Here is a 19,679-nt window from a genome sequence, read left to right as displayed (position 1 = left end):
TGCCGGCGTCGAATCAGTGCTCACGAGCGAATCGAGGTGCCAACCATGATCGACCACGATGCCGGTGACGCACCGAACCGCAAGGCCTCCCGCGACAAAGCCCCCCGCGAGAATGTTCCGAGCCACTCTGCTGTATTGAATCCAGCAGCGTCGGACCCTGCACTGTCGGACCCTGCACCATCGGACACGGTCAGCGACCGAATTCTCACCGTGCCCAACATGCTCAGCGTCGTTCGGCTGCTGTTGATCCCGCTCTTTCTGTATCTACTGCTGGGCCCGAGAGCCGATGGTTTGGCCCTCGCCGTGCTTCTGGCGAGCGGCGCGACCGATTGGCTGGACGGCAAGCTCGCACGGGTGCTGGGCCAGACGTCGAGACTGGGCGCTCTGCTGGACCCTCTCGTCGACCGCTTGTCGGTGCTGTCGACTCTGGCGGCGTTCGTCGTTCGCGGGATCATCCCCTGGTGGGTGGCAGTCGTGCTTGTCGCACGGGATGTTCTGCTGGCAGGGACGATGCTCGTCTACCGCAGACGCGGTCTCCCGCCCCCCGAAGTGATATATCTAGGAAAAGCGGCGACGTTCGTCATCATGATTGCGCTCCCGGTTCTCTTGGCGTCGACCGGAACATCCAGTGTCGCAGCCGTTGCATCGCCACTCGGATATGCCCTTCTGATCTGGGGAACCGCACTCTACGTGTGGACCGGCGCTTTGTACTCGTACAAGGCCGTTCTCGTCGCCCGTCATGTTCCCAGGCAGGATGCGGTGGGTCGCGCCGATGGGTGAGCCGGTCGTCCGAAATCCAGTTCCATCGTTGCTGCGGGCGCTGATGACCGATCATCTGGATCCAGGGTATGAGGCAGCAGCAGCGAGCGATCCGAGGGAACCCGGTAGGCGCGAAGCGGCCGTGCTCGTCGTGGGAGCAATGCTCGTCGGATGCGTCTTCGGCGTCGCGTTCTCGCAGGCAGATCGGTCGTCGGACGAGCAGTTACGTAGTGACACCCTCTCGCGAGTTCGCGACGCCGAGAGCAGAGCAGCAGAGTTGGACTCCGACCGAGCACTGTTGATCGACGAGATCCAGACCGCGAGAGCGGGTGCCCTACAGAACGATGCAGGGGGAGCGTCACTGTTGGCCGACCTGAATCGACTGGAACTCGCCGCGGGAGCGCGGAGCGTGCGCGGACCCGGCATCGTGGTCACGGTCTCCGAGCCACCGACACTCCCGGACTTGTCCGATGTGACGGACAGAACGCGTGGATCGGCCAATGCCGCGGTGCTGGACCGAGACATGCAAGTCGTCGTCAATTCGTTGTGGGTGAGCGGCGCCGAGGCGGTGTCCGTCGACGACGTGCGGATCGGACCTGGGGTGACGATCCGCCAGGCCGGCGGAGCGATGTTGGTCGACAATCGACCTGTGTTCTCGCCCTACTCCGTCTCCGCAATCGGACCGTCGAACCGTATGCAAGCGCAATTCTCGGTCAGTGACGCGTACCTACGCATGAGCGGCCTCGAGCAGCTCTACGGCATCGGTTTCGACGTCACAGCCGAGGACACGATCGAGATGCAGCCGTCGGCTGTCCGGTCGGTTCGAACTGCGGCAGGGAAGGGCGCACCGTGACGGGAGACGGTCAAGATCGCAATTCCGATGGCGACATCGAAATCCACGCCGCATCGAAGCCGCCCGCACGTCGAGGCAGAGGGCTCGTGCTTCTCGCGGCAATCGCACTGGCTGCGGGGACCGTTTTCGGTTCGGTTTCGGGACCCGAGGTGCCCGTCAGTGTCGCACCTTACTTGCCGATAGCAGTGGTTGCGGCTCTCGATGCCGTGTTCGGCGGTCTCCGCGCCTTCCTCGACGACATATTCGATTCCAAGGTCTTTGTAGTGTCCTTCGTCTTCAATGTCCTCGTCGCGGCCCTGATCGTCTGGTTGGGCGATCAACTCGGCGTGGGCACACAACTTTCGACCGCCATCGTGGTGGTACTGGGTATCAGGATCTTCGGCAATGCGGCGGCCCTCAGACGTCGCTTGTTCGGAGCGTGAGGCCGGCCATGTCCAACGCTGCCAGGCACCGAGTCCGCGGTGGACCACGCCCGAGGACTGTTGTTTTCGGCGTCTCCACCGTGATCCTGATGGCGTTGCTCGGGTTCGGGACAGTCGTTCAGGTTCGTGGTGGCGACAGTGGTGACGCACTCGATGCGGCTCGGCCGGCAGACCTTCTGGTCGTTCTCGACAATGTCGGGCGGAGGGAGGCCTCGTTGCGCGACGAGATTGCGGAGTTGGAGGACACCCTCGAGTCACTGGCACGAACCGACGGTGGGTCGGACGGTGTTCTCGTCGAAGCGCGGAGGCGAGTCGAGTCGTTGGCCATTCAGGTAGGCACGGTCGCCGCGACAGGACCAGGAGTGGTGGTGACCGTGAGCGATCCGCGAACTGGTGTCGGATCCGAGGTTCTACTCGACACCCTTGCGGAATTGCGAGCAGCCGGCGCCGAAGCGATCGAAGTCTCGGCTGACGGCGGGGCGTCGGTGCGGATCGGTGTCGAGTCGTGGATTGCAGGCTCGGCTGGATCAGTGATCGTCGACGGCGTCGAATTGGATGCTCCGTTCGTCTTCACCGCGATCGGCGACCCGCCGACACTCGCTGCGGCACTCGACATACCAGGAGGCGTGATCGACACAGTCGCGCGCTTCGGCGGACTGTGCGAAGTGTCCGAGTCGGCGCAGGTCGAGGTGTCCACCTTGCGAGATCAATCCTCCCCTCAATACTCTCAGCCCGGAAACTAGCTCTGCCCGCGCGCGGAAGAGCTGCCACCATGGAGAGGACAGTCGAATTGAGCGACATCGAGCCCTCGGGCGACCTGCTGTACACGCCCGAGCATGAATGGGTGCAGCGACTCGGGCCGACCACCGTCCGTATCGGCATCACCGATTTCGCACAGGGGCAGCTGGGTGACGTCGTGTTCGTGCAGCTTCCGGCGGTGGGTGACGAAGTGACCGCAGGGTCGTCCCTGGGTGAGGTCGAATCAACTAAAAGCGTCTCCGACGTGTTCGCGCCGTTGACTGCGAAAGTCATTGCAGTCAACGTGGAACTCGATGCCTCGCCCGAAAAGGTGAACTCGGGTCCGTACTCGGACGGGTGGCTCGTCGAGTTGGAGGTCTCGTCGTCGGAGTCGTTGGACGAGTCGTTGGGGCAGATGCTCGACGCCGCCGGATATGCTGGAATTACGGCCGGGTAACTTCACCCACGCACAGCGGGGAACCGTCTACACGCGCGTCCGTGCGCAAGGTACGGTCGTTGATGAGACAGTTACCGCCGTAGGCGTTCACATCTGCGATGTGGCGCATGGTCCGCATGAACAATGAGAACGTGCAAGTCGAACACCGCGTAACACGGGTGGTATCAAGCCCGGGCGATCGGACTGAGAAGGAGAAACGGTGAGCGAGAACGACAACGACGGCATCTACGGAGAGTCGCCTGCGGAAACCACTTCGGTATTTCGCGCGGACTTCCTCCAGGAGCTGGACAACTCGGCGACGAGTCAGTCCTCCGAGGCTCCGGTGTCGGGCGTGGAAGGCTTGCCCGTCGGGTCGGCGCTTCTCGTGGTGAAGCGGGGTCCCAACGCGGGATCTCGATTCCTTCTCGATCAGCCGACCACCTCGGCGGGCCGTCACCCGGACAGCGATATTTTTCTCGACGACGTGACAGTGAGTCGTCGTCACGCAGAGTTCCGCCAAGAAGAAGATCAGTTCCAGGTAGTCGACGTCGGAAGCCTCAACGGCACCTACGTCAACCGTGAGCCCGTCGATTCGGCTGTGCTCGCCAACGGTGACGAGGTGCAGATCGGTAAGTTCCGGCTCGTTTTCCTGACCGGCCCACGCGGCGGCGCAGGCTCGCAGGTCGGCGAGTCGTCTGCGGGTGCAGGCAGCCAGTGACCGCCGTCGGGCAGCAGTCTCCCGGGGGGATGTCGATAGGCTCCGTCCTGGATCGGCTTCGGCCCGACTTTCCCGACGTCACGATCTCCAAGATCCGATTTCTCGAAGCCGAGGGTCTGATCTCGCCGGAGCGGACTCCGTCGGGCTACCGGCGTTTCTCGGTCTCCGACTGCGAACGGCTCCGTTACGTCCTTACTGCTCAGCGAGATCAGTACCTTCCGTTGAAGGTGATCAAAGAACAGCTGGAAGCAATCGACAGCGGCGTCGCTCGCGTCGAGAGCGCCGATCCGACCCCACGCAAGCCGCGAACGTTGTCGGTCGCACCTGGAGAGGTGTCCCCGGAGGAGTTCCTGGCCGACCGTGAGGTTCGAATAAGCCGGTCCGATCTCGTCGACCGCGCTGGTATCGATGATTCGTTCATGACGGAACTACTCCGGGCCGGTTTGATCGTTCCGGGGCAGGCGGGGTTCTACGACGAAGGATCTGTCGTATTGGCGAGGACTGCGCACGCGATGTCGCAGTTCGGCCTCGAAGTCCGGCATCTACGCGCGTTCAAGTTGGCCGCGGACCGTGAGGCAGGACTCGTCGCTCAGATCGCGGGACCGGTGGCCAAGGGGCGTGACGCCGGTGCACGCGATCGCGCAGAGGAAATGATTCGCGAACTTGCCGCTCTGTCTCTGACACTGCACACCTGCCTGGTGAAAGCGGCAGTGCGCGGCGCGCTGGACCGGTGATCGTATGTGGAGTCGCCGCACGGCAATTCCACCGAGCACGCCCATTCCAATAGAATTGTCGACAGTCGAGTCAACTCGGACCTGCGGCCCGATTCTCAACGCATGTGGGAGGCAGTCACCATGGGTGAAATGCGTGTAGTCGGCATTCGCGTCGAGCAGCCACAGAACCAACCGGTGCTGTTGCTACGCGAAACGGACGGCGAAAGATACCTTCCGATCTGGATAGGGCAAACCGAGGCGGCAGCCATCGCACTCGAGCAACAGGGAGTGCAGCCAGCGCGTCCACTGACTCACGACCTGATCAAGGAATTGATCAGTGCGCTGGGGCACCGACTCAAGGAGGTGCGCATCGTGGATCTCCAAGAAGGCACCTTCTACGCAGACTTGGTTTTCGACAAGGACATCAGGGTGTCCGCGCGGCCGTCGGATTCGGTCGCCATCGCTCTGCGCGCAGGCGTGCCGATCATCGCCGAGGAGCCGGTGTTGGCCGAAGCGGGCCTGCTCATGCCCGATGAGCGCGAGGACGAGGTCGAGAAGTTCAAGGAGTTTCTCGAGTCGGTATCGCCGGACGATTTCAAGGCAACGGATGGCTGAACCATCGGTTTCGGTAACGGAAGAGTCTCAACCTCAACTTTAGGTTCAGGTTTACGGCGCGTTGCGTTGACCTCCAAACCGCGTACCCATAGCGTTCCGTTTGTGAGGCACACGTTCGGTGATCGTATGTCGCCGAACCGCGTCGGGGCGTAGTCTTTTCCTGGTACGCGGAGTGGAGCTTCATGCGGCACAACGGCGGGATTCGTCCCGGCGGGGGCGAAATCATTCGTCCGAGCGCAGTGAACGAGACATCCGATGAGGGAGCAGTCAGTGGGAGATCAGCCGCAGGAGCGCCACCAGAGTTCAGCGACCGCTGCACCGGAGGCGAGTGATCTCACGGGCGGAGACGAGCACACATCGTCCGCTGACGTCACGACCAGCAGCGCGGAGCCGAAACGTCCGGCTACGCCGATCGGTGACTTTCAACCCGGGCTGTTTCCCGACGACTCCGTCCCGGACGAACTCGTCGGCTATCGCGTGCCCAGTGCGTGCCAGATTGCTGGAATCACGTATCGGCAGCTCGACTACTGGGCTCGAACCGGCCTCGTCGTACCGTCGATTCGCGGCGCCGCAGGCTCGGGAAGTCAACGCCTGTACTCGTTCAAGGACATGCTTGTACTCAAGATCGTGAAGCGCCTCCTCGACACGGGAATTTCACTCCAGAACATTCGCGTCGCCGTCGACCATCTACGCGAGCGCGGGGTGGGCGACCTCGCCAACATCACGCTGTTTTCCGACGGCACGACCGTGTACGAGTGCACCTCGGCCGAAGAGGTCGTCGACCTGCTCCAGGGTGGTCAGGGAGTGTTCGGCATCGCTGTGAACGGTGCGATGCGTGAACTGACCGGGCTCATCGCGGACTTCCCCGCCGAGCGCGCCGACGGCGGTGAGGCGGAGTCCTCGCCCGAGGACGAGCTGGCGTCGAGGCGCAAGAGTCGCGCCAGCCGCAAGACCGGCTAGGATCGAATTCGTCGCGCTTGCACGGGAGAGTTCCGGGACCGCCAGTTCCGGACGCCGAAGGAGCAATACCTCCCCGTCAATCTCTCAGGCACACGGACCGTGTGAGCTTCGACGACTCTGGAAAGTGATGGGATCACCCATCCGCCCAAGGGGAAAGCCGGCCACGGACCTGACGTCCACATCCGGTGAATCTCTCAGGCGCTCGCCGAAGGCGAGCATGCGACAGAGGGGGAGGATGAGCCGTGCGTGCGCACGGTCGCCACCCGTCAGCATGCAGCCTTGGAGCGCCCCGTGACCGAACCAACTCTCCGCCACACCTTTCCGGACCGTCATATCGGCCCCGACAGTCACGAGATGGCGCGCATTCTCGACGTCGTCGGCGTAGGTTCGCTCGACGAACTGGCCACCCGCGCCGTGCCTGCATCGATTCTCGACAGCTCCGTCGAGGGCGTTGCCGACGGGTTGGACGCACTCCCACCGCCCATCGGCGAGCACGAGACCTTGGCCGAACTCGCCGAACTCGCTGCGATGAACACCGTCGCAACATCGATGATCGGCCTCGGGTACTACGACACACTCACCCCGCCGGTTCTGACGCGCGGGATTCTCGAGAACCCGGCTTGGTACACCGCATACACGCCGTACCAGCCGGAGATCAGTCAGGGCAGGCTGGAGGCACTTCTCAACTTCCAAACGATGGTCTCCGATCTGACAGGCATGGACGTGTCCAACGCGTCGATGCTCGACGAGGCCTCGGCTGCCGCCGAAGCAATGACCCTTCTCCGCCGCGCGAACCGGGGTTCGTCGTCGTCGCGTTTCGTCGTCGACCACGACGTCTTCCCACAGACCGTCGCCGTCCTCGAGACCAGAGCCGAACCGCTCGGGATCGAGCTCGTCCGAGCTGATCTCACGTCAGGGCTTCCCGACGGCGAGTTCTTCGGTGTCCTCGCTCAGTTCCCAGGCGCGTCGGGTGCCGTGGTCGACATGAAGAGCATCATCGAGCAGGCGCACGAGGGGGGTGCACTTGTCTCGGTCGGAGCCGACTTGTTGGCGTCGACGGTCATCACACCGCCGGGCGAACTCGGCGCTGATGCCTGCTTCGGCACTACACAACGGTTCGGCGTTCCGATGGGGTACGGAGGGCCGCACGCCGGTTACTTGGCCGTTCGGTCCGCGCATGCCCGCCAATTGCCAGGCCGTTTGGTCGGCGTGTCCGTCGATGCAGACGGTGACCTCGCCTATCGACTCGCACTTCAGACCCGTGAGCAGCACATCAGGCGGGAGAAGGCCACGTCCAACATCTGCACGGCGCAGGTGCTGCTGGCGATCGTCGCGGCAATGTACGCGAGCTATCACGGCAGTACAGGACTGCGCGCCATCGCGCAGCGTGTCAATGGACACGCGGCGAGCTTGGCGTCGGGGTTGCGCGACGGGGGAATCGACCTTGCAAGCGACGTCTTCTTCGACACCGTCACGGCAACCGTTCCCGGTCGGGCACGAATCGTCGTCGATTCCGCCAAGGCCAAAGGAATCAATCTGCGTCTGGTCGACGAAGACACCGTCGGCATCTCGTGTGACGAAGCGACCACCGCTGCGCATGTTGACGCTGTGTTGTCTGCGTTCGGGGCAGGCACACCGACATCCGAGACGATGTCCTCGATTCCCGCGGAGCTCGACCGTACATCGAAGTTCTTGACTCATCCCGCGTTCACTCGGTACAGGACCGAAACGTCGATGCTTCGGTACCTTCGAACGTTGTCGGACAAGGACATCGCGCTGGATCGCAGCATGATCCCTCTTGGCTCCTGCACGATGAAGCTGAACGCTACGGCGGAGATGGAATCGATCACGTGGCCGGGATTCGCCCGGCTTCATCCGTTTGCGCCGGACGCGGACACCGCGGGAATTCGCGCCCTCATCGGCGACGTGGAGAAGTGGCTCGTCGACATCACGGGTTACGACGCGGTGAGCCTGCAGCCCAATGCAGGCAGCCAGGGTGAATACGCTGGGTTGCTCGCCATCAGGGCGTACCACCTGGATCGAGGCGAGGCACAGCGCGAGATCTGCCTCATCCCGTCGAGCGCTCACGGTACGAACGCCGCGTCCGCTGTCATGGCAGGAATGAAGGTTGTCGTGGTCGCTTGTCGTGCCAACGGCGATGTCGATGTCGACGACCTCGGCGCGAAGATCGCGTCGCATGCGGATAACCTCGCTGCGATCATGATCACCTACCCGTCGACCCACGGCGTGTACGAGCACGAGATCGACGAGATCTGTGCGGCAGTCCACGACGCGGGCGGCCAGGTCTACGTCGACGGAGCGAATCTGAACGCACTTGTAGGCCTTGCTCGGCCCGGACGTTTCGGTGGCGACGTCAGCCACCTGAACTTGCACAAGACATTTTGTATCCCGCACGGGGGCGGCGGACCCGGGGTGGGTCCGGTCGGTGTTCGATCGCACCTCGCGCCCTACCTGCCGGGTCATCCCATGCGACCCGAGTTGGGCGGGGGAGCTCCGGTGGCCGCGGCGCCCTTCGGAAGCGCGTCGATTCTGTCGATCACGTGGGCGTACGTCCGAATGATGGGCGCGCAGGGTCTGCGAAGTGCGACTCTGACCGCGATCGCATCTGCCAACTACATAGCTCGCAGGCTCGACGAGCACTTCCCTGTCCTTTACACCGGAGACAACGGGATGGTCGCCCACGAGTGCATTCTCGACCTGCGTGGTCTCACCAAAGCGACAGGTGTCACCGTCGACGACGTCGCAAAACGCTTGGCGGATTACGGTTTTCACGCACCGACCATGAGTTTCCCGGTCGCCGGTACGTTGATGGTCGAGCCCACCGAGAGCGAGAACCTCGATGAAATCGACGCATTCTGTGATGCGCTGATAGCTATTCGGAGAGAAATCGATCGGGTGGGGTCGGGGGAGTGGCCGGTCGACGACAATCCGCTTCGCGGAGCGCCGCACACCGCTCGGTGCCTTGTGGGCGAGTGGACCCACCCCTACTCGCGCGAACTGGCGGTCTTTCCCGACGCCGTGGCCGGGCGAGCAAAGGTGTGGCCGTCGGTCAGGCGTATCGACGGAGCGCACGGAGACAGAAATTTGGTCTGCTCGTGCCCTCCGATGGAGGCGTTCGCCTGACCCGTCGCGTCTGTGTTTCGAGCTCGTAGTCGGACGTCAGCTAGCTCGAAGTGAGTTGCAGCATCGATATTTCCGGCGGTGCTGCAACGCGGACCGGCGGACCCCACGCTCCTGCGCCTCGCGTGGTGTAGAGGGTCGTTGCTCCGACGGTGTCGAGTCCCTCCACGCTCGGCTGCTGCAGAGGCACCAGATACCGGAGGGGCCAGATCTGGCCAGCATGCGTGTGCCCGGACACTTGAAAGTCGACGCCCGCGTCGGATGCACCGAAAGCCTGCAGAGGTTGATGCGCGAGAAGAAACACGAAGTCATCTGCGTCGCGCCCGGCGAGCGCCGCGCCGAGGTCGGGTTCGTAGGGGGAGGGCGCAGTCGCGTCGTTGATTCCGGCGATGTCGATGGTCGCGCCGCCCCTGGTGACGGTCTCTCGTTCGTTGCGTAAGACGGTCACGCCCAACGTTTCCCACAGATCGAGCCACTTACCGCCATCGTCCGCGTAGAACTCGTGGTTCCCGCTCACGGCGAACACCCCGAGCGGTGCCGACAGATGTCGCAGAGGATCGAGGTCCGACCCGACCAGTTCGACGGTTCCGTCGATGAGATCTCCGTCGAGGACGACCATGTCAGGATTCTGAGCGTTGACGTCGTCTACCACCTTCTGGACGAAGTCAGATCCTCGCGCAGGTCCGACGTGCAGGTCGGAAACCAACGCCACGCGGGTGCCGTCGAACTGTGCAGGCAAACGTTCGAGCGCGACGGTTGTATTCGTGACTCTGGGGTTCGCAGCCTCGAACAGACCGTACGACACCGCGATGAGCGACACTGCCGCGACTGTGGCCGAGCCGATTCGCGTAGCGCGCAAACGGAGCGCGGTGGAGTCTCGCCGTCGTGCGGCGTACACGACGCGGATCGAGAGGGTGACGATTCCGACCAATACCGTGCCGAGAACCAGATACAGCACCACCGCCAACCAACTCAGTCCGATGAAGGCAGGAAGGCGCGCCCAGGAGGGGTCGAACAATTCACCCGAGCCGATACCAACCAGCGCCAGCGCCCATGCCAGGACCAACACGAAGTCGATGGCGACCGAGTAGGGCCGCGGTACCCGTGGTGCCCGCACGTACCTGAAGTGAAGGAACAGCCCAACCAGAGCTAGAAACGTGCCGAACGCAAGAAGTCGTGCCATTTTTCAGTACAACAGCTTTCGGAGAAGTGCAGGCAACTCCGCTCCATCGGATGACGCGACGGTGGTGAAGGAGCCGCCCGTTATGTCGGACATGGATTGCAACGTAGAAGAATCGGAATTGGTTCCGATGGACACAACGTCGATGGCGACCGGGCGTGCGGGACTCACGGTGGACCTGAGCACAGTCAGGAAGTCGTCCGAGGAAATCGACGTGTCGTCGTTCGGACCGTCGGTGATCACCAACACCCTGTTCGGCTTGCCGGGGGAATATCCGGCAAGTGCGTCGATGTAAGCGGCGGTGACAGATTCGTAGGTCGACGTCGCCGTTGCAGGCCGTACTCCGTCCGCGGCCGACTTCAGCCGATCCCTCCTACTTTCGGAATCGACCGCCTCGTCTATCGGGCCCGTGGGTACAAGCGTGCGGAAGGCGCGCGGTCCGTCGAGATCCTTGCTGAACATCCAGAGTCCGATCTCGGACGATGCAGTCACGGAATCGAACTGTCGGTCGAGCGCCGACACGGTGTTCGACAGACGCGTCCCCGACCCCTCCGTCGTATCCATCGAACCCGAAACATCGAGCAACGTCGTGACACGCTTCGGCGTCGCGGGATCGAGAACGGCGTCGAGAAGGGCACTACGGTCATCTCTGCCGAGGCCGGGGAGGCCGGCGGGCGCATCCTGCAGTTCGAATCCGGAGTCGACGAACAGTTGTGCGTTGCGAGGCTCGCGTAGGAACTCCACGAACTGGGCAGCAGCGCGACTCGACGTCTCGTCGGTCCACGGGCCGGACAGAATTACCGCAGGATGGTCGGCAATCGGGGTCGGTCCGCTCGGCGCGTAAGCGATCAGACCGTTCTGCGCAGACGATTCGAGTTGTTGTTCGGTTACCGGTACAGCGTGATATTCGGCGGTCTCCGATGCGTCACCACTCAACTGCGCGAGGGCATTGTCGGTGGAATCGTCCGTGGTCGACGAACTTCCGCGATCCGTCTTGGCCAGCGACGCCATCGCCGCAGCGACAGAGCGACTCAGGGGTGTTGGCGTCGATTGCTGGTCGCCGCCAGTCGCAACCGCGACCGCACCGAGCGCCGATGCAGTCGCACGTGATTCGGGTCCGACGGGCAGCCGAAGCCGTAGGCCACCCCAACCTGGCAAACCCATCGAGTCCAGCCCGTCGGGCGAACTTTGAAGGCGAGGGAGATCGGCCCACCCGACATTTGCCGCACCCAACGCATCGGCGACGACCGGCGGCGTCGCCAGAACGACGGGTGTGCCCGCTACAGATCGCGGTGTCCCGTCGATGATTCCCGGAGGGACGTCGACGATCCAATCGGACGACTGCGGTATCCACAGCGACGGGATATCTCCCAGTGCAGCAGTGTCCCAACTGTCTACGCCAGTTCGGAGTCCGTCAACCACGGCACTCGATTCGCGTGTAGTCACCTCGAGAGCGATGCAGTGGTCACGCACCACCGGACCGGTTTCGTCGAATGCGGCTGCGAGCTGAGTCACCTGCGACGAAATGTCCGGATCAACTGTGACGGAAACGACCTCGGTGCCCTCGACACACGTGTCGGCCGCTTGGACTCCTTGGTCCGCGATCCTGTCACGAAGCTGAAACCACCCGAGCACGGCGAGCACCAGAACGATGATGGTGCCCGCCGCGATCACGGGGCCTCTGCTGATACTTCGGGTTCCCCCCGAGGTCCGATGTTCGCCCACGGGAGAAGGTTACAAGCCGGTCAGCTGTTGGCTGCTTTGTACTCGCGCCGGCGGCGATGCAGGATCGGCTCGGTGTAGCCGTTGGGCTGGCTGGTTCCCTGGAAGATCAGGTCACTTGCCGCTTGGAAGGCGATGTTCGAATCGAAGTCCGGGGCCAGGTTCTTGTAGGTCGGGTCCGAGCTGTTCTGCCGGTCGACGACCGGAGCCATCCGCTCCAACGACTGACGCACCTGCTCTTCGGTGACGATGCCGTGACGTAACCAGTTCGCGAGGAACTGCGACGAAATACGCAAGGTCGCTCGGTCTTCCATCAACGCGATGTCATTGATGTCGGGCACCTTCGAACATCCAACGCCGTGGTCGATCCAGCGGACGACGTATCCGAGGATCGACTGCGAATTGTTGTCGAGTTCCTTTTGCTTCTGCTCGTCCGTCCAGTCCGTCGACGGTGCGAGCGGGATCTGCAGGATGTCGTCGACACTTGCACGCTTGGATTTTGCGATCTCTTCCTGACGGGCGAAGACATCGACCTTGTGATAATGCAGGGCGTGTAACGTCGCTGCCGTCGGAGACGGCACCCATGCGGTGTTCGCGCCGGCCTTCGGGTGACCGATCTTCTGCTCGAGCATGTCGTGCATCAGATCGGGCATCGCCCACATGCCCTTGCCGATCTGCGCTTTACCTTCGAGGCCCGCTGCGAGTCCGGTGTCGACGTTGAAGTCCTCGTACGCGGAAATCCACTTCTGAGCCTTCATCTCGCCCTTGGGAACGACCGGGCCTGCTTCCATCGAGGTGTGGATTTCGTCGCCCGTTCGGTCGAGGAATCCGGTGTTGATGAACACCACCCGCTCCTTGGCTGCTTCGATCGCACCCTTGAGGTTCACGGTAGTGCGGCGTTCCTCGTCCATGATGCCGACTTTGAGCGTGTTCTCGGGCAATCCGAGCACCTTCTCCACACGTCCGAACAGTTCGACCGTGAACGCGACCTCGTCGGGTCCGTGCATCTTCGGCTTGACGATGTACAGCGACCCGGTACGAGAGTTCTTCAGCACATTGTCGGCGCCCAGAGAATGCAGTCCCGCCAGCGAGGTGAACAGTGCGTCGAGGATGCCCTCGGGCACTTCATTGCCGTCGGTATCGAGTATGGCGTCGGAGGTCATCAGATGGCCGACGTTGCGCACGAACAGCAACGACCGTCCATGCAGAGTGAGTTCGCTGCCGCCGACCGCGGTGTAGGTGCGGTCCTGGTTCAGTGCACGCGTGAAGGTCTTGCCGCCTTTGGAGACCTCTTCGGTGAGATCGCCGCGCATGAGCCCGAGCCAATTGCGGTAGCCGAGAACTTTGTCGTCGGCATCGACAGCGGCGACGGAGTCCTCGAAGTCCATGATCGTGGTGACCGCGGATTCGAGTAGAACGTCCTTGACACCGGCCGCGTCGGTCTTCCCGATCGGGCTGTCGGCATCGATCTGGATCTCGAAATGCAAGCCGTTGTGCACCAGCAGAATCGCCGTGGGTGCGTCCGGGGCGCCCTGGTAGCCGAGCAGCTGCGCTGGATCTTTCAACCCCACGGTCGATCCGTCGGCCAACGTAACCGTCAACGACGCAACGTCGATCGCATAGTTCGTGGTACCCACGTGTGAGCCGGACGCCAACGGTGCTGCCTCGTCGAGGAAATCACGCGCGAAGGCAATGACCTTGTCGCCCCGGACCTTGTTGTAGCTGCTTCCCTTTTCCGCGCCGTTCTCCTCGGAGATGGCGTCGGTTCCGTACAGAGCGTCGTACAGCGATCCCCAGCGAGCGTTCGACGCGTTGATCGCAAACCGGGCGTTGAGCACCGGAACCACCAACTGTGGGCCTGCCGTCGAGGTGATCTCGGTGTCGACTCCGCCAGTGGTGATAGCGAAGTCGGACGGCTCGTCGAGGAGGTAGCCGATCTCCTTCAGAAACGTCTTGTACGCGGCCTTGTCGTAGTCGGGGCCTGCGTGCTCTCCGTGCCAGGCGTCGACCTTGCCCTGGATCTCGTCACGCACTGCCAGCAGCGCCTTGTTCTTCGGGGCGAGATCGGTGATCACCGCTTCGGCGCCGGACCAGAACTGGTCGGAATCTACCCCGGTGCCCGGAAGTGCTTCGGTCTGCACGAAGTCGTACAACACTTTGGCAACCTGAAGACCACCAACACGAACTCGATCGGTCATGAATCCCTCGCTCTTTCCGGTCACGGGCACCGTGTCGGGTACCCCAACGACAACGACGTCGATGTTACTCGGCGGTAGGTCCGACAATCGCACCGCCGCTCACCAGTAGATTCTCGCACCGAGCGATCAAAGCCGATCGGAGAGGGGCAGCCCTGTTCGACAAGTCCGACTGAGCCCGTACGTATTCGGCACGTCCCTCGGGTGTTTCGATTCGGATGGAGTCGAGACCATAGGCAGTCAAGTCGTACGGGCTCGCTCTCATATCGACGGTCCGCGCCGCCAACGCGAGCTCGAAACAATCCGTCACCAACCGAGAATCGACAAGCGGAGACAATTTGTAGCTCCACTTGTACAAGTCCATGCTCGCGTGCACACATCCTGGCTGTTCTCGCGCGGTTCGTCCCGACGAGTCGAGCTCGAGTGCATTGCGGGGCGCGGCGGCGTCGGTGAAGAACCGGAACGCGTCGTAATGAGTGCATTTGAGCTTCATCGAATCGACCACGTCGTCGGTGCCCGTATGCCCCAGCCTCAGCGGAACGCTCCCGTGGCGAAGGGCGGACTTGCCGCCTCGGTAGACCATCGCCCATTCGTGGAGGCCGAAACAACCCAGGTTCGGTTGCCGATCTCTGGTTGCGCTCAGTAGGCCCAGGATGAACTCGATCGCGGATCTGCGGCGATCCAGTAGTGACTCACGTACTGCGAACCCACCTTCGGTCGGCTCGTAGGAGGCCAGGTCGGCGTAGTCGTGGGCTCGCTCTCCTGTGAGCACAACGCCGTAACCGGGGTTCCATCGTTTGAGGTGACCTGGTTTGTAGCTGTAGTAGGTGAAGAGAAAGTCGAGGACCGGGTGATAGGCACCGCTGGCGCGGTCTCGCAGATAGTCACCGACCAGTCGCTCGACGCGTTCGACGTGTGCTTGCCTCGAGGTCGTCCATTCCGACTGCCGAAGAACGGTCACCATCGCTATCGCCGCGACCCACCCGGAGCAGGCCCCGCGACTCGGTGGGTGCCGTCGCGGACGGTCCCGACGAACTCCTCCACGAGGTCTTCCAGTGCAACGATTCCGACGATGGCCCCCGTCGAATCCTTGACCGCGCCCAGATGACTTCTTGTGCGGCGCAGTCGAGTGAGAGCGTCGTCGAGCATGGTGTCGTCGGTGACGACAGGCAGGGTTCTGACCTCCGACCTGGGGATGATCGTATCCGGCCCGGCCGAATCGTCGACCATGTACTCCAGCACATCTTTCAAGTGCAGGTACCCGACCAGCGAGCCATCGGACGCTTCGACGGGGTAGCGCGAAAAGCCAGTCGCGGTCACCGCTTCCTCGACTGATCTCAGCGTCGGGCCGGATGTGACGCCCGACCCTGAGAGTCGCACGCTGCGAACCTGAGCGGACGGGATCAAGACCTCGGCAACGGTCCGACCGGACGTGTCGAGTGCCTGAGTAAGTCGCCGATGCTCTTCTTCGTCGATCAGACCTTCCGAGCGCGATTCGCCGATCATCTGTGACAACTCGTCGGCAGATACCGAAGAGTCCAGCTCGTCCTTCGGTTCGATACGCAGCGCTCGCAACGTCAGGTTGGCACAGACGTTGTAGAAGGAGATCAGCGGCTTTGCGAGCTTGATGAACATCAGGTGGATCGGCACCAGAATCATGGCCGTGCGTTCGGGCCCGGCGATCGCGATGTTCTTCGGCACCATCTCACCCACGAGTATGTGCAGAACGACAACGAGGCCGAGGGCAACGGCGAACGAGATGGGGTGCAGGAACGCGTCGGGAATCCCGACCAGTTTCATCGGAGCCTCGAACAGATGCGCCACGGCCGGCTCGCCCACTCGACCTAAGAGAATGGAGCAAATCGTGATGCCGAGCTGGGCTGCCGCAAGCATCAGCGACAAATTCTGACCCGCCTCGATGACGGACTTCGCTCGCTTCTTTCCCTGTGCGAGCAGCGACTCCAGTCGGTCTCTGCGTGCTGAGATCAACGAGAACTCGGCGCCGACGAAGAATGCATTGCCCGCGAGCAGGAAGACAGCGAGCAGAACCGACAATATGTCACCCACGGCCGTTCTCCTCCGTCCTCAGCTGGGCCAATCGCTCGGATGCGACCGGTTGCAGAAGAATTCGGTCGATTCTCCGCCCGTCCATTCGAGTCACCTTCGCCACCCATCCACCATCGGATTCCGACGGATCGTCGAAGTCCGGTACGGGAAGGATCGTCCGGTCGCCTTCTTCCGGAATTCGCCCCAGTTCCGAGAGAACGAGGCCTCCGATGGTCTCGTATTCGCCTTCGGGTGCTCGATATCCGGTTGCGGACGCCACCTCGTCGATGCGAAGCAGACCGGAACAGATCCAACTGTCACCGACCCGCTGGACGTCGACCTCGGGCTCGTCGTGTTCGTCTCGGACGTCTCCGACGATCTCCTCGATCAGGTCCTCCATGGTCACCATGCCCGCAGTCCCGCCGTACTCGTCGACGACGAGTGCAACCTGCATTCCATCCGAACGCACACGTTCCATCACTGTGTCGCCATCGAGACTCGACGGCACCACGGGGACATCCTGAGCGAGTGCGTCGAGTCGGGTCGTGCGTCGGCGAACCGCGGGTACGGCGAACGCGTGTTTGATGTGAACGACCCCGACCGTGTCGTCGAGGTCTCCGTCGACCACCGGGAACCGCGAAAACCCGGTCCGTGCAGCAGTTTCGATGAGATCGAACGCCGTATCGGTCACCGAAAGCGACTCCACTTTCACTCGCGGAGTCATCAATTCCTCCGCGGTGCGTTCTCCGAACTGCAGCGATCGATCGACCAGACGTGCTGTTCTCTCGTCGATCGAACCTTGCTTCGCCGATGTGCGAACCAACGAACCGAGTTCACGCGGCGAACGCGCCGACCGTAGTTCCTCGGCAGGCTCGACACCCAATCGGCGTACGAGCCAGTTGGCGGAGCCATTCAGCCCTCTGATCGCCCATCGGAAAATCGCTGAGAAACCCGACATCGCACCTGCGGTCGCCCGAGCGGTTCCCATCGGCATCGCGATTGCGATGTTCTTGGGCACCAGCTCACCGAAGATCATCGAGAAGGATGTTGCGATGATCAGCGCTGCGGCGAGCGAGATTCCGGACGCAAGCGTCTCCGAAGCGCCGAGCATCGACGCCAACGGGACGAAAAATCCGGCGAGGACCGGCTCGGCGAGATAGCCGGTGATCAACGTGGTGATGGTGATACCCAGTTGTGCACCCGACAATTGGAACGACAGGGTCCGATGTGCTCGTTGCACCTGTCGCGACCGAATGTCGTCGCGGTTCGCTACTGCGGAATCGACCGTACTTTTCTCCAGCGCAGTCAGCGAGAATTCGGCTGCGACGAACAGCGCTGTGCCGGCCGTAAGTGCAACGAATCCGAGAAGACTCAGAATGCTGATGGCGATCTGCACCGGCTATCGCCGCCGGAGTTGCGAAAGAAGGAATGCGCCGCCACTGTCCGAGCCGTCACGTCCCGCGTGCGGGCCTGACCAGGAATGTGGACGAGCGGTCGAACGTTTGTCGCCGGGTTGGTCACCCGGCCCGATAGAGGAGCCCTCCGAAGTGGAGCCCTCGTCGCCCTGATCGCTAGGTGCGATCGCAGCAATGCTGATGACGGGTGCCTCAGGCACCTGGTTCCTTTCTCTCGCTCCCTGGTGCGCCCGACGAGCAGCGCATCAGGAAGTGCATGTAAATCCCGAAGCCCTTATCTTAACCGCTCGCCGGACGGATGCGGGAACGGGCGAGTGGGACGAGCTCACCAACCGCTGGGCAGCGGTCTTCCTTCGGCAAACCCTGCGGCGGACTGCACTCCGAGCACGGCGAGGTCGTGAAGCTCTCGGAGCGTTCGGGCGCCTGCATAGGTGCAGGTACTGCGAACTCCGGCACAGATGTGGTCGATGAGGTCCTCGACGCCCGGTCGGTCCGGGTCGAGGCGCATCCGCGAAGAGGAAATACCCTCCTCGAAGAGTCCCTTTCGGGCCCGGTCGAATGCGCTGTCGGTAGCTGTACGCGCAGCGACTGCGCGCTTGGACGCCATCCCGAAACTCTCCTTGTACGCGTGTCCTGCAGCATCGAATCGGAGGTCGCCCGGCGACTCGTAGGTTCCGGCGAACCATGATCCGATCATGACGTTGGCTGCACCTGCAGCGAGCGCCAGCGCAACATCTCGCGGATGACGAACTCCACCGTCCGCCCACACCGAAGCGCCCAGCTCCGTTGCGGCGGCCGAACATTCGGCCACAGCAGAGAATTGAGGACGACCGACACCGGTCATCATTCTGGTCGTGCACATAGCACCCGGTCCAACACCGACCTTGACGATGTTCGCGCCCGCAGCGATCAGGTCGCGCGTACCAGCCGCGGACACGACGTTGCCTGCGGCAAGGGGAACGCCGAGATCGAGTGCGGCGATGGCCGACAGCGCATCGAGCATCTTCTCTTGATGTCCGTGTGCGGTATCGATCACCAAGACGTCGGCCCCCGTCTCGACGAGCGCCCTCGCCTTCGCCGCAACGTCGCCGTTGATGCCGACTGCCGCAGCGACTCGCAGCCGTCCGGAGCCGTCGATCGCAGGCGAATAGATTCCGGCGCGGACCGCTCCCGTTCGGGTCAGTACACCCGCCAGCGTCCCATCCGGATTCACCAGGACGGCAAGGCTGCCGTGAGCGGACTCCAACATCTCGAATACCGACCGCGGCGATGCGTTCACCGGTGCGGTGACGAAGTCGGTGTCCGCGACCGTCTGCAAGCGCGCGAACCGATCCACGTCTGCGCACGCGGCTTCGGTGACGACTCCGATCGGGCGGCCATCTTTCACCACGATTACGCCGCCGTGCGCCCGTTTGTGTACGAGTGCGAGAGCGTCCGAGACCGAGTCGTCCGGCCCGAGAACGACCGGTGTATCCGCGACGAGGTCGCGGCTCTTGACGAATGCGATTGTCTCGGACACGGCGTCGATAGGGAGATCCTGCGGAAGGACGGTTATACCGCCTCTGCGGGCCACGGTTTCGGCCATACGCCGCCCCGACACCGCCGTCATGTTCGATACGACGATCGGGATTGTCGTACCGGTGCCGTCGACCGTGGACAGATCCACATCGAATCGGGAGGTGACGTCGGTCCGGTTCGGAACGAAGAACACGTCGTCGTAGGTGAGGTCGTATGGGGGCCTGTGGCCGTCGAGGAACTGCACGTTG

17 protein-coding genes and 1 riboswitch are annotated in these 19,679 nt (G+C 62.8%); of the genes, 10 read left to right on the top strand and 7 right to left on the bottom strand.

What is annotated here, in order from left to right:
* Positions 1-219: 219 nt before the first annotated feature.
* From D8W71_RS17630 to gcvP, 10 genes are all read left to right on the top strand, one after another.
* Positions 220-780, top strand: coding sequence for a CDP-alcohol phosphatidyltransferase family protein (locus tag D8W71_RS17630; protein WP_121119471.1), 561 nt, complete (start codon positions 220-222; stop codon positions 778-780).
* Entirely contained in the window at positions 773-1,612 is an 840-nt protein-coding gene (locus tag D8W71_RS17625) for a DUF881 domain-containing protein (protein WP_236077488.1), read from the top strand. Before D8W71_RS17630 ends, D8W71_RS17625 begins: the two co-directional genes overlap by 8 nt.
* An 86-nt stretch (positions 1,613-1,698) precedes the next feature.
* Complete coding sequence (locus tag D8W71_RS17620) at positions 1,699-2,034, top strand: small basic family protein (protein ID WP_236078057.1); 336 nt, start codon at positions 1,699-1,701, stop codon at positions 2,032-2,034.
* A gap of 8 nt (positions 2,035-2,042) precedes the next feature.
* Positions 2,043-2,777 (top strand): DUF881 domain-containing protein, encoded by a 735-nt coding sequence (locus D8W71_RS17615; RefSeq protein WP_121115167.1) that lies wholly within the window; start codon positions 2,043-2,045, stop codon positions 2,775-2,777.
* Positions 2,778-2,806: 29 nt separating this feature from the next.
* Positions 2,807-3,229 carry a glycine cleavage system protein GcvH gene (gcvH, locus tag D8W71_RS17610; RefSeq protein ID WP_201265115.1) on the top strand — a complete coding sequence of 141 codons (423 nt, stop codon included), beginning with the start codon at positions 2,807-2,809 and terminating at the stop codon, positions 3,227-3,229.
* Between the two features lie 199 nt (positions 3,230-3,428).
* A complete protein-coding gene (odhI, locus tag D8W71_RS17605) occupies positions 3,429-3,926 on the top strand; it encodes an oxoglutarate dehydrogenase inhibitor Odhl (protein ID WP_121115165.1) in 498 nt (165 codons plus the stop codon).
* On the top strand, positions 3,923-4,660 hold the full coding sequence (ftsR, locus tag D8W71_RS17600; protein ID WP_121115163.1) for a transcriptional regulator FtsR: 738 nt from the start codon (positions 3,923-3,925) through the stop codon (positions 4,658-4,660). Before odhI ends, ftsR begins: the two co-directional genes overlap by 4 nt.
* Positions 4,661-4,780: 120 nt before the next feature.
* Positions 4,781-5,254, top strand: a complete 474-nt coding sequence (locus D8W71_RS17595) for a bifunctional nuclease family protein (protein WP_121119465.1) — start codon at positions 4,781-4,783, stop codon at positions 5,252-5,254.
* 270 nt (positions 5,255-5,524) lie between these two features.
* Positions 5,525-6,214, top strand: a complete 690-nt coding sequence (locus tag D8W71_RS17590) for a MerR family transcriptional regulator (RefSeq protein ID WP_442972058.1) — start codon at positions 5,525-5,527, stop codon at positions 6,212-6,214.
* A 12-nt stretch (positions 6,215-6,226) separates the two neighbouring features.
* Positions 6,227-6,324, top strand: a riboswitch (glycine riboswitch).
* Between the two features lie 244 nt (positions 6,325-6,568).
* The gene (gene gcvP, locus D8W71_RS17585; RefSeq protein WP_236078050.1) at positions 6,569-9,358 is read left to right on the top strand and encodes an aminomethyl-transferring glycine dehydrogenase; all 2,790 of its coding nucleotides are present in this window, start codon (positions 6,569-6,571) and stop codon (positions 9,356-9,358) included.
* A gap of 40 nt (positions 9,359-9,398) precedes the next feature.
* Here the strand turns inward: gcvP and D8W71_RS17580 are convergent, their stop codons facing one another.
* The 7 genes from D8W71_RS17580 to D8W71_RS17550 all read right to left on the bottom strand — a co-directional run bounded on the left by D8W71_RS17580 (position 9,399) and on the right by D8W71_RS17550 (position 19,675).
* Positions 9,399-10,538 carry a metallophosphoesterase gene (locus tag D8W71_RS17580; RefSeq protein ID WP_121115161.1) on the bottom strand — a complete coding sequence of 380 codons (1,140 nt, stop codon included), beginning with the start codon at positions 10,536-10,538 and terminating at the stop codon, positions 9,399-9,401.
* Between the two features lie 3 nt (positions 10,539-10,541).
* Entirely contained in the window at positions 10,542-12,260 is a 1,719-nt protein-coding gene (locus D8W71_RS17575) for a substrate-binding domain-containing protein (protein ID WP_236077487.1), read from the bottom strand.
* Between the two features lie 20 nt (positions 12,261-12,280).
* Complete coding sequence (locus D8W71_RS17570) at positions 12,281-14,455, bottom strand: malate synthase G (protein WP_121119459.1); 2,175 nt, start codon at positions 14,453-14,455, stop codon at positions 12,281-12,283.
* Between the two features lie 64 nt (positions 14,456-14,519).
* The gene (locus tag D8W71_RS17565; protein WP_121115159.1) at positions 14,520-15,416 is read right to left on the bottom strand and encodes a 3-methyladenine DNA glycosylase; all 897 of its coding nucleotides are present in this window, start codon (positions 15,414-15,416) and stop codon (positions 14,520-14,522) included.
* Between the two features lie 2 nt (positions 15,417-15,418).
* Positions 15,419-16,519: a hemolysin family protein gene (locus tag D8W71_RS17560; RefSeq protein ID WP_121115156.1), complete on the bottom strand. Its 1,101-nt coding sequence runs from the start codon at positions 16,517-16,519 to the stop codon at positions 15,419-15,421.
* Entirely contained in the window at positions 16,512-17,894 is a 1,383-nt protein-coding gene (locus D8W71_RS17555) for a hemolysin family protein (protein ID WP_121115154.1), read from the bottom strand. The genes D8W71_RS17560 and D8W71_RS17555 overlap by 8 nt, the downstream gene beginning before the upstream one ends.
* Positions 17,895-18,238: 344 nt before the next feature.
* Positions 18,239-19,675 carry a GuaB1 family IMP dehydrogenase-related protein gene (locus tag D8W71_RS17550; protein ID WP_121115152.1) on the bottom strand — a complete coding sequence of 479 codons (1,437 nt, stop codon included), beginning with the start codon at positions 19,673-19,675 and terminating at the stop codon, positions 18,239-18,241.
* Between the last annotated feature and the right edge of the window lie 4 nt (positions 19,676-19,679).

This window comes from Rhodococcus sp. P1Y (assembly GCF_003641205.1).
Lineage (GTDB): Bacteria > Actinomycetota > Actinomycetes > Mycobacteriales > Mycobacteriaceae > Rhodococcoides.
This window is presented reverse-complemented; position numbering and strand designations above follow the sequence as displayed.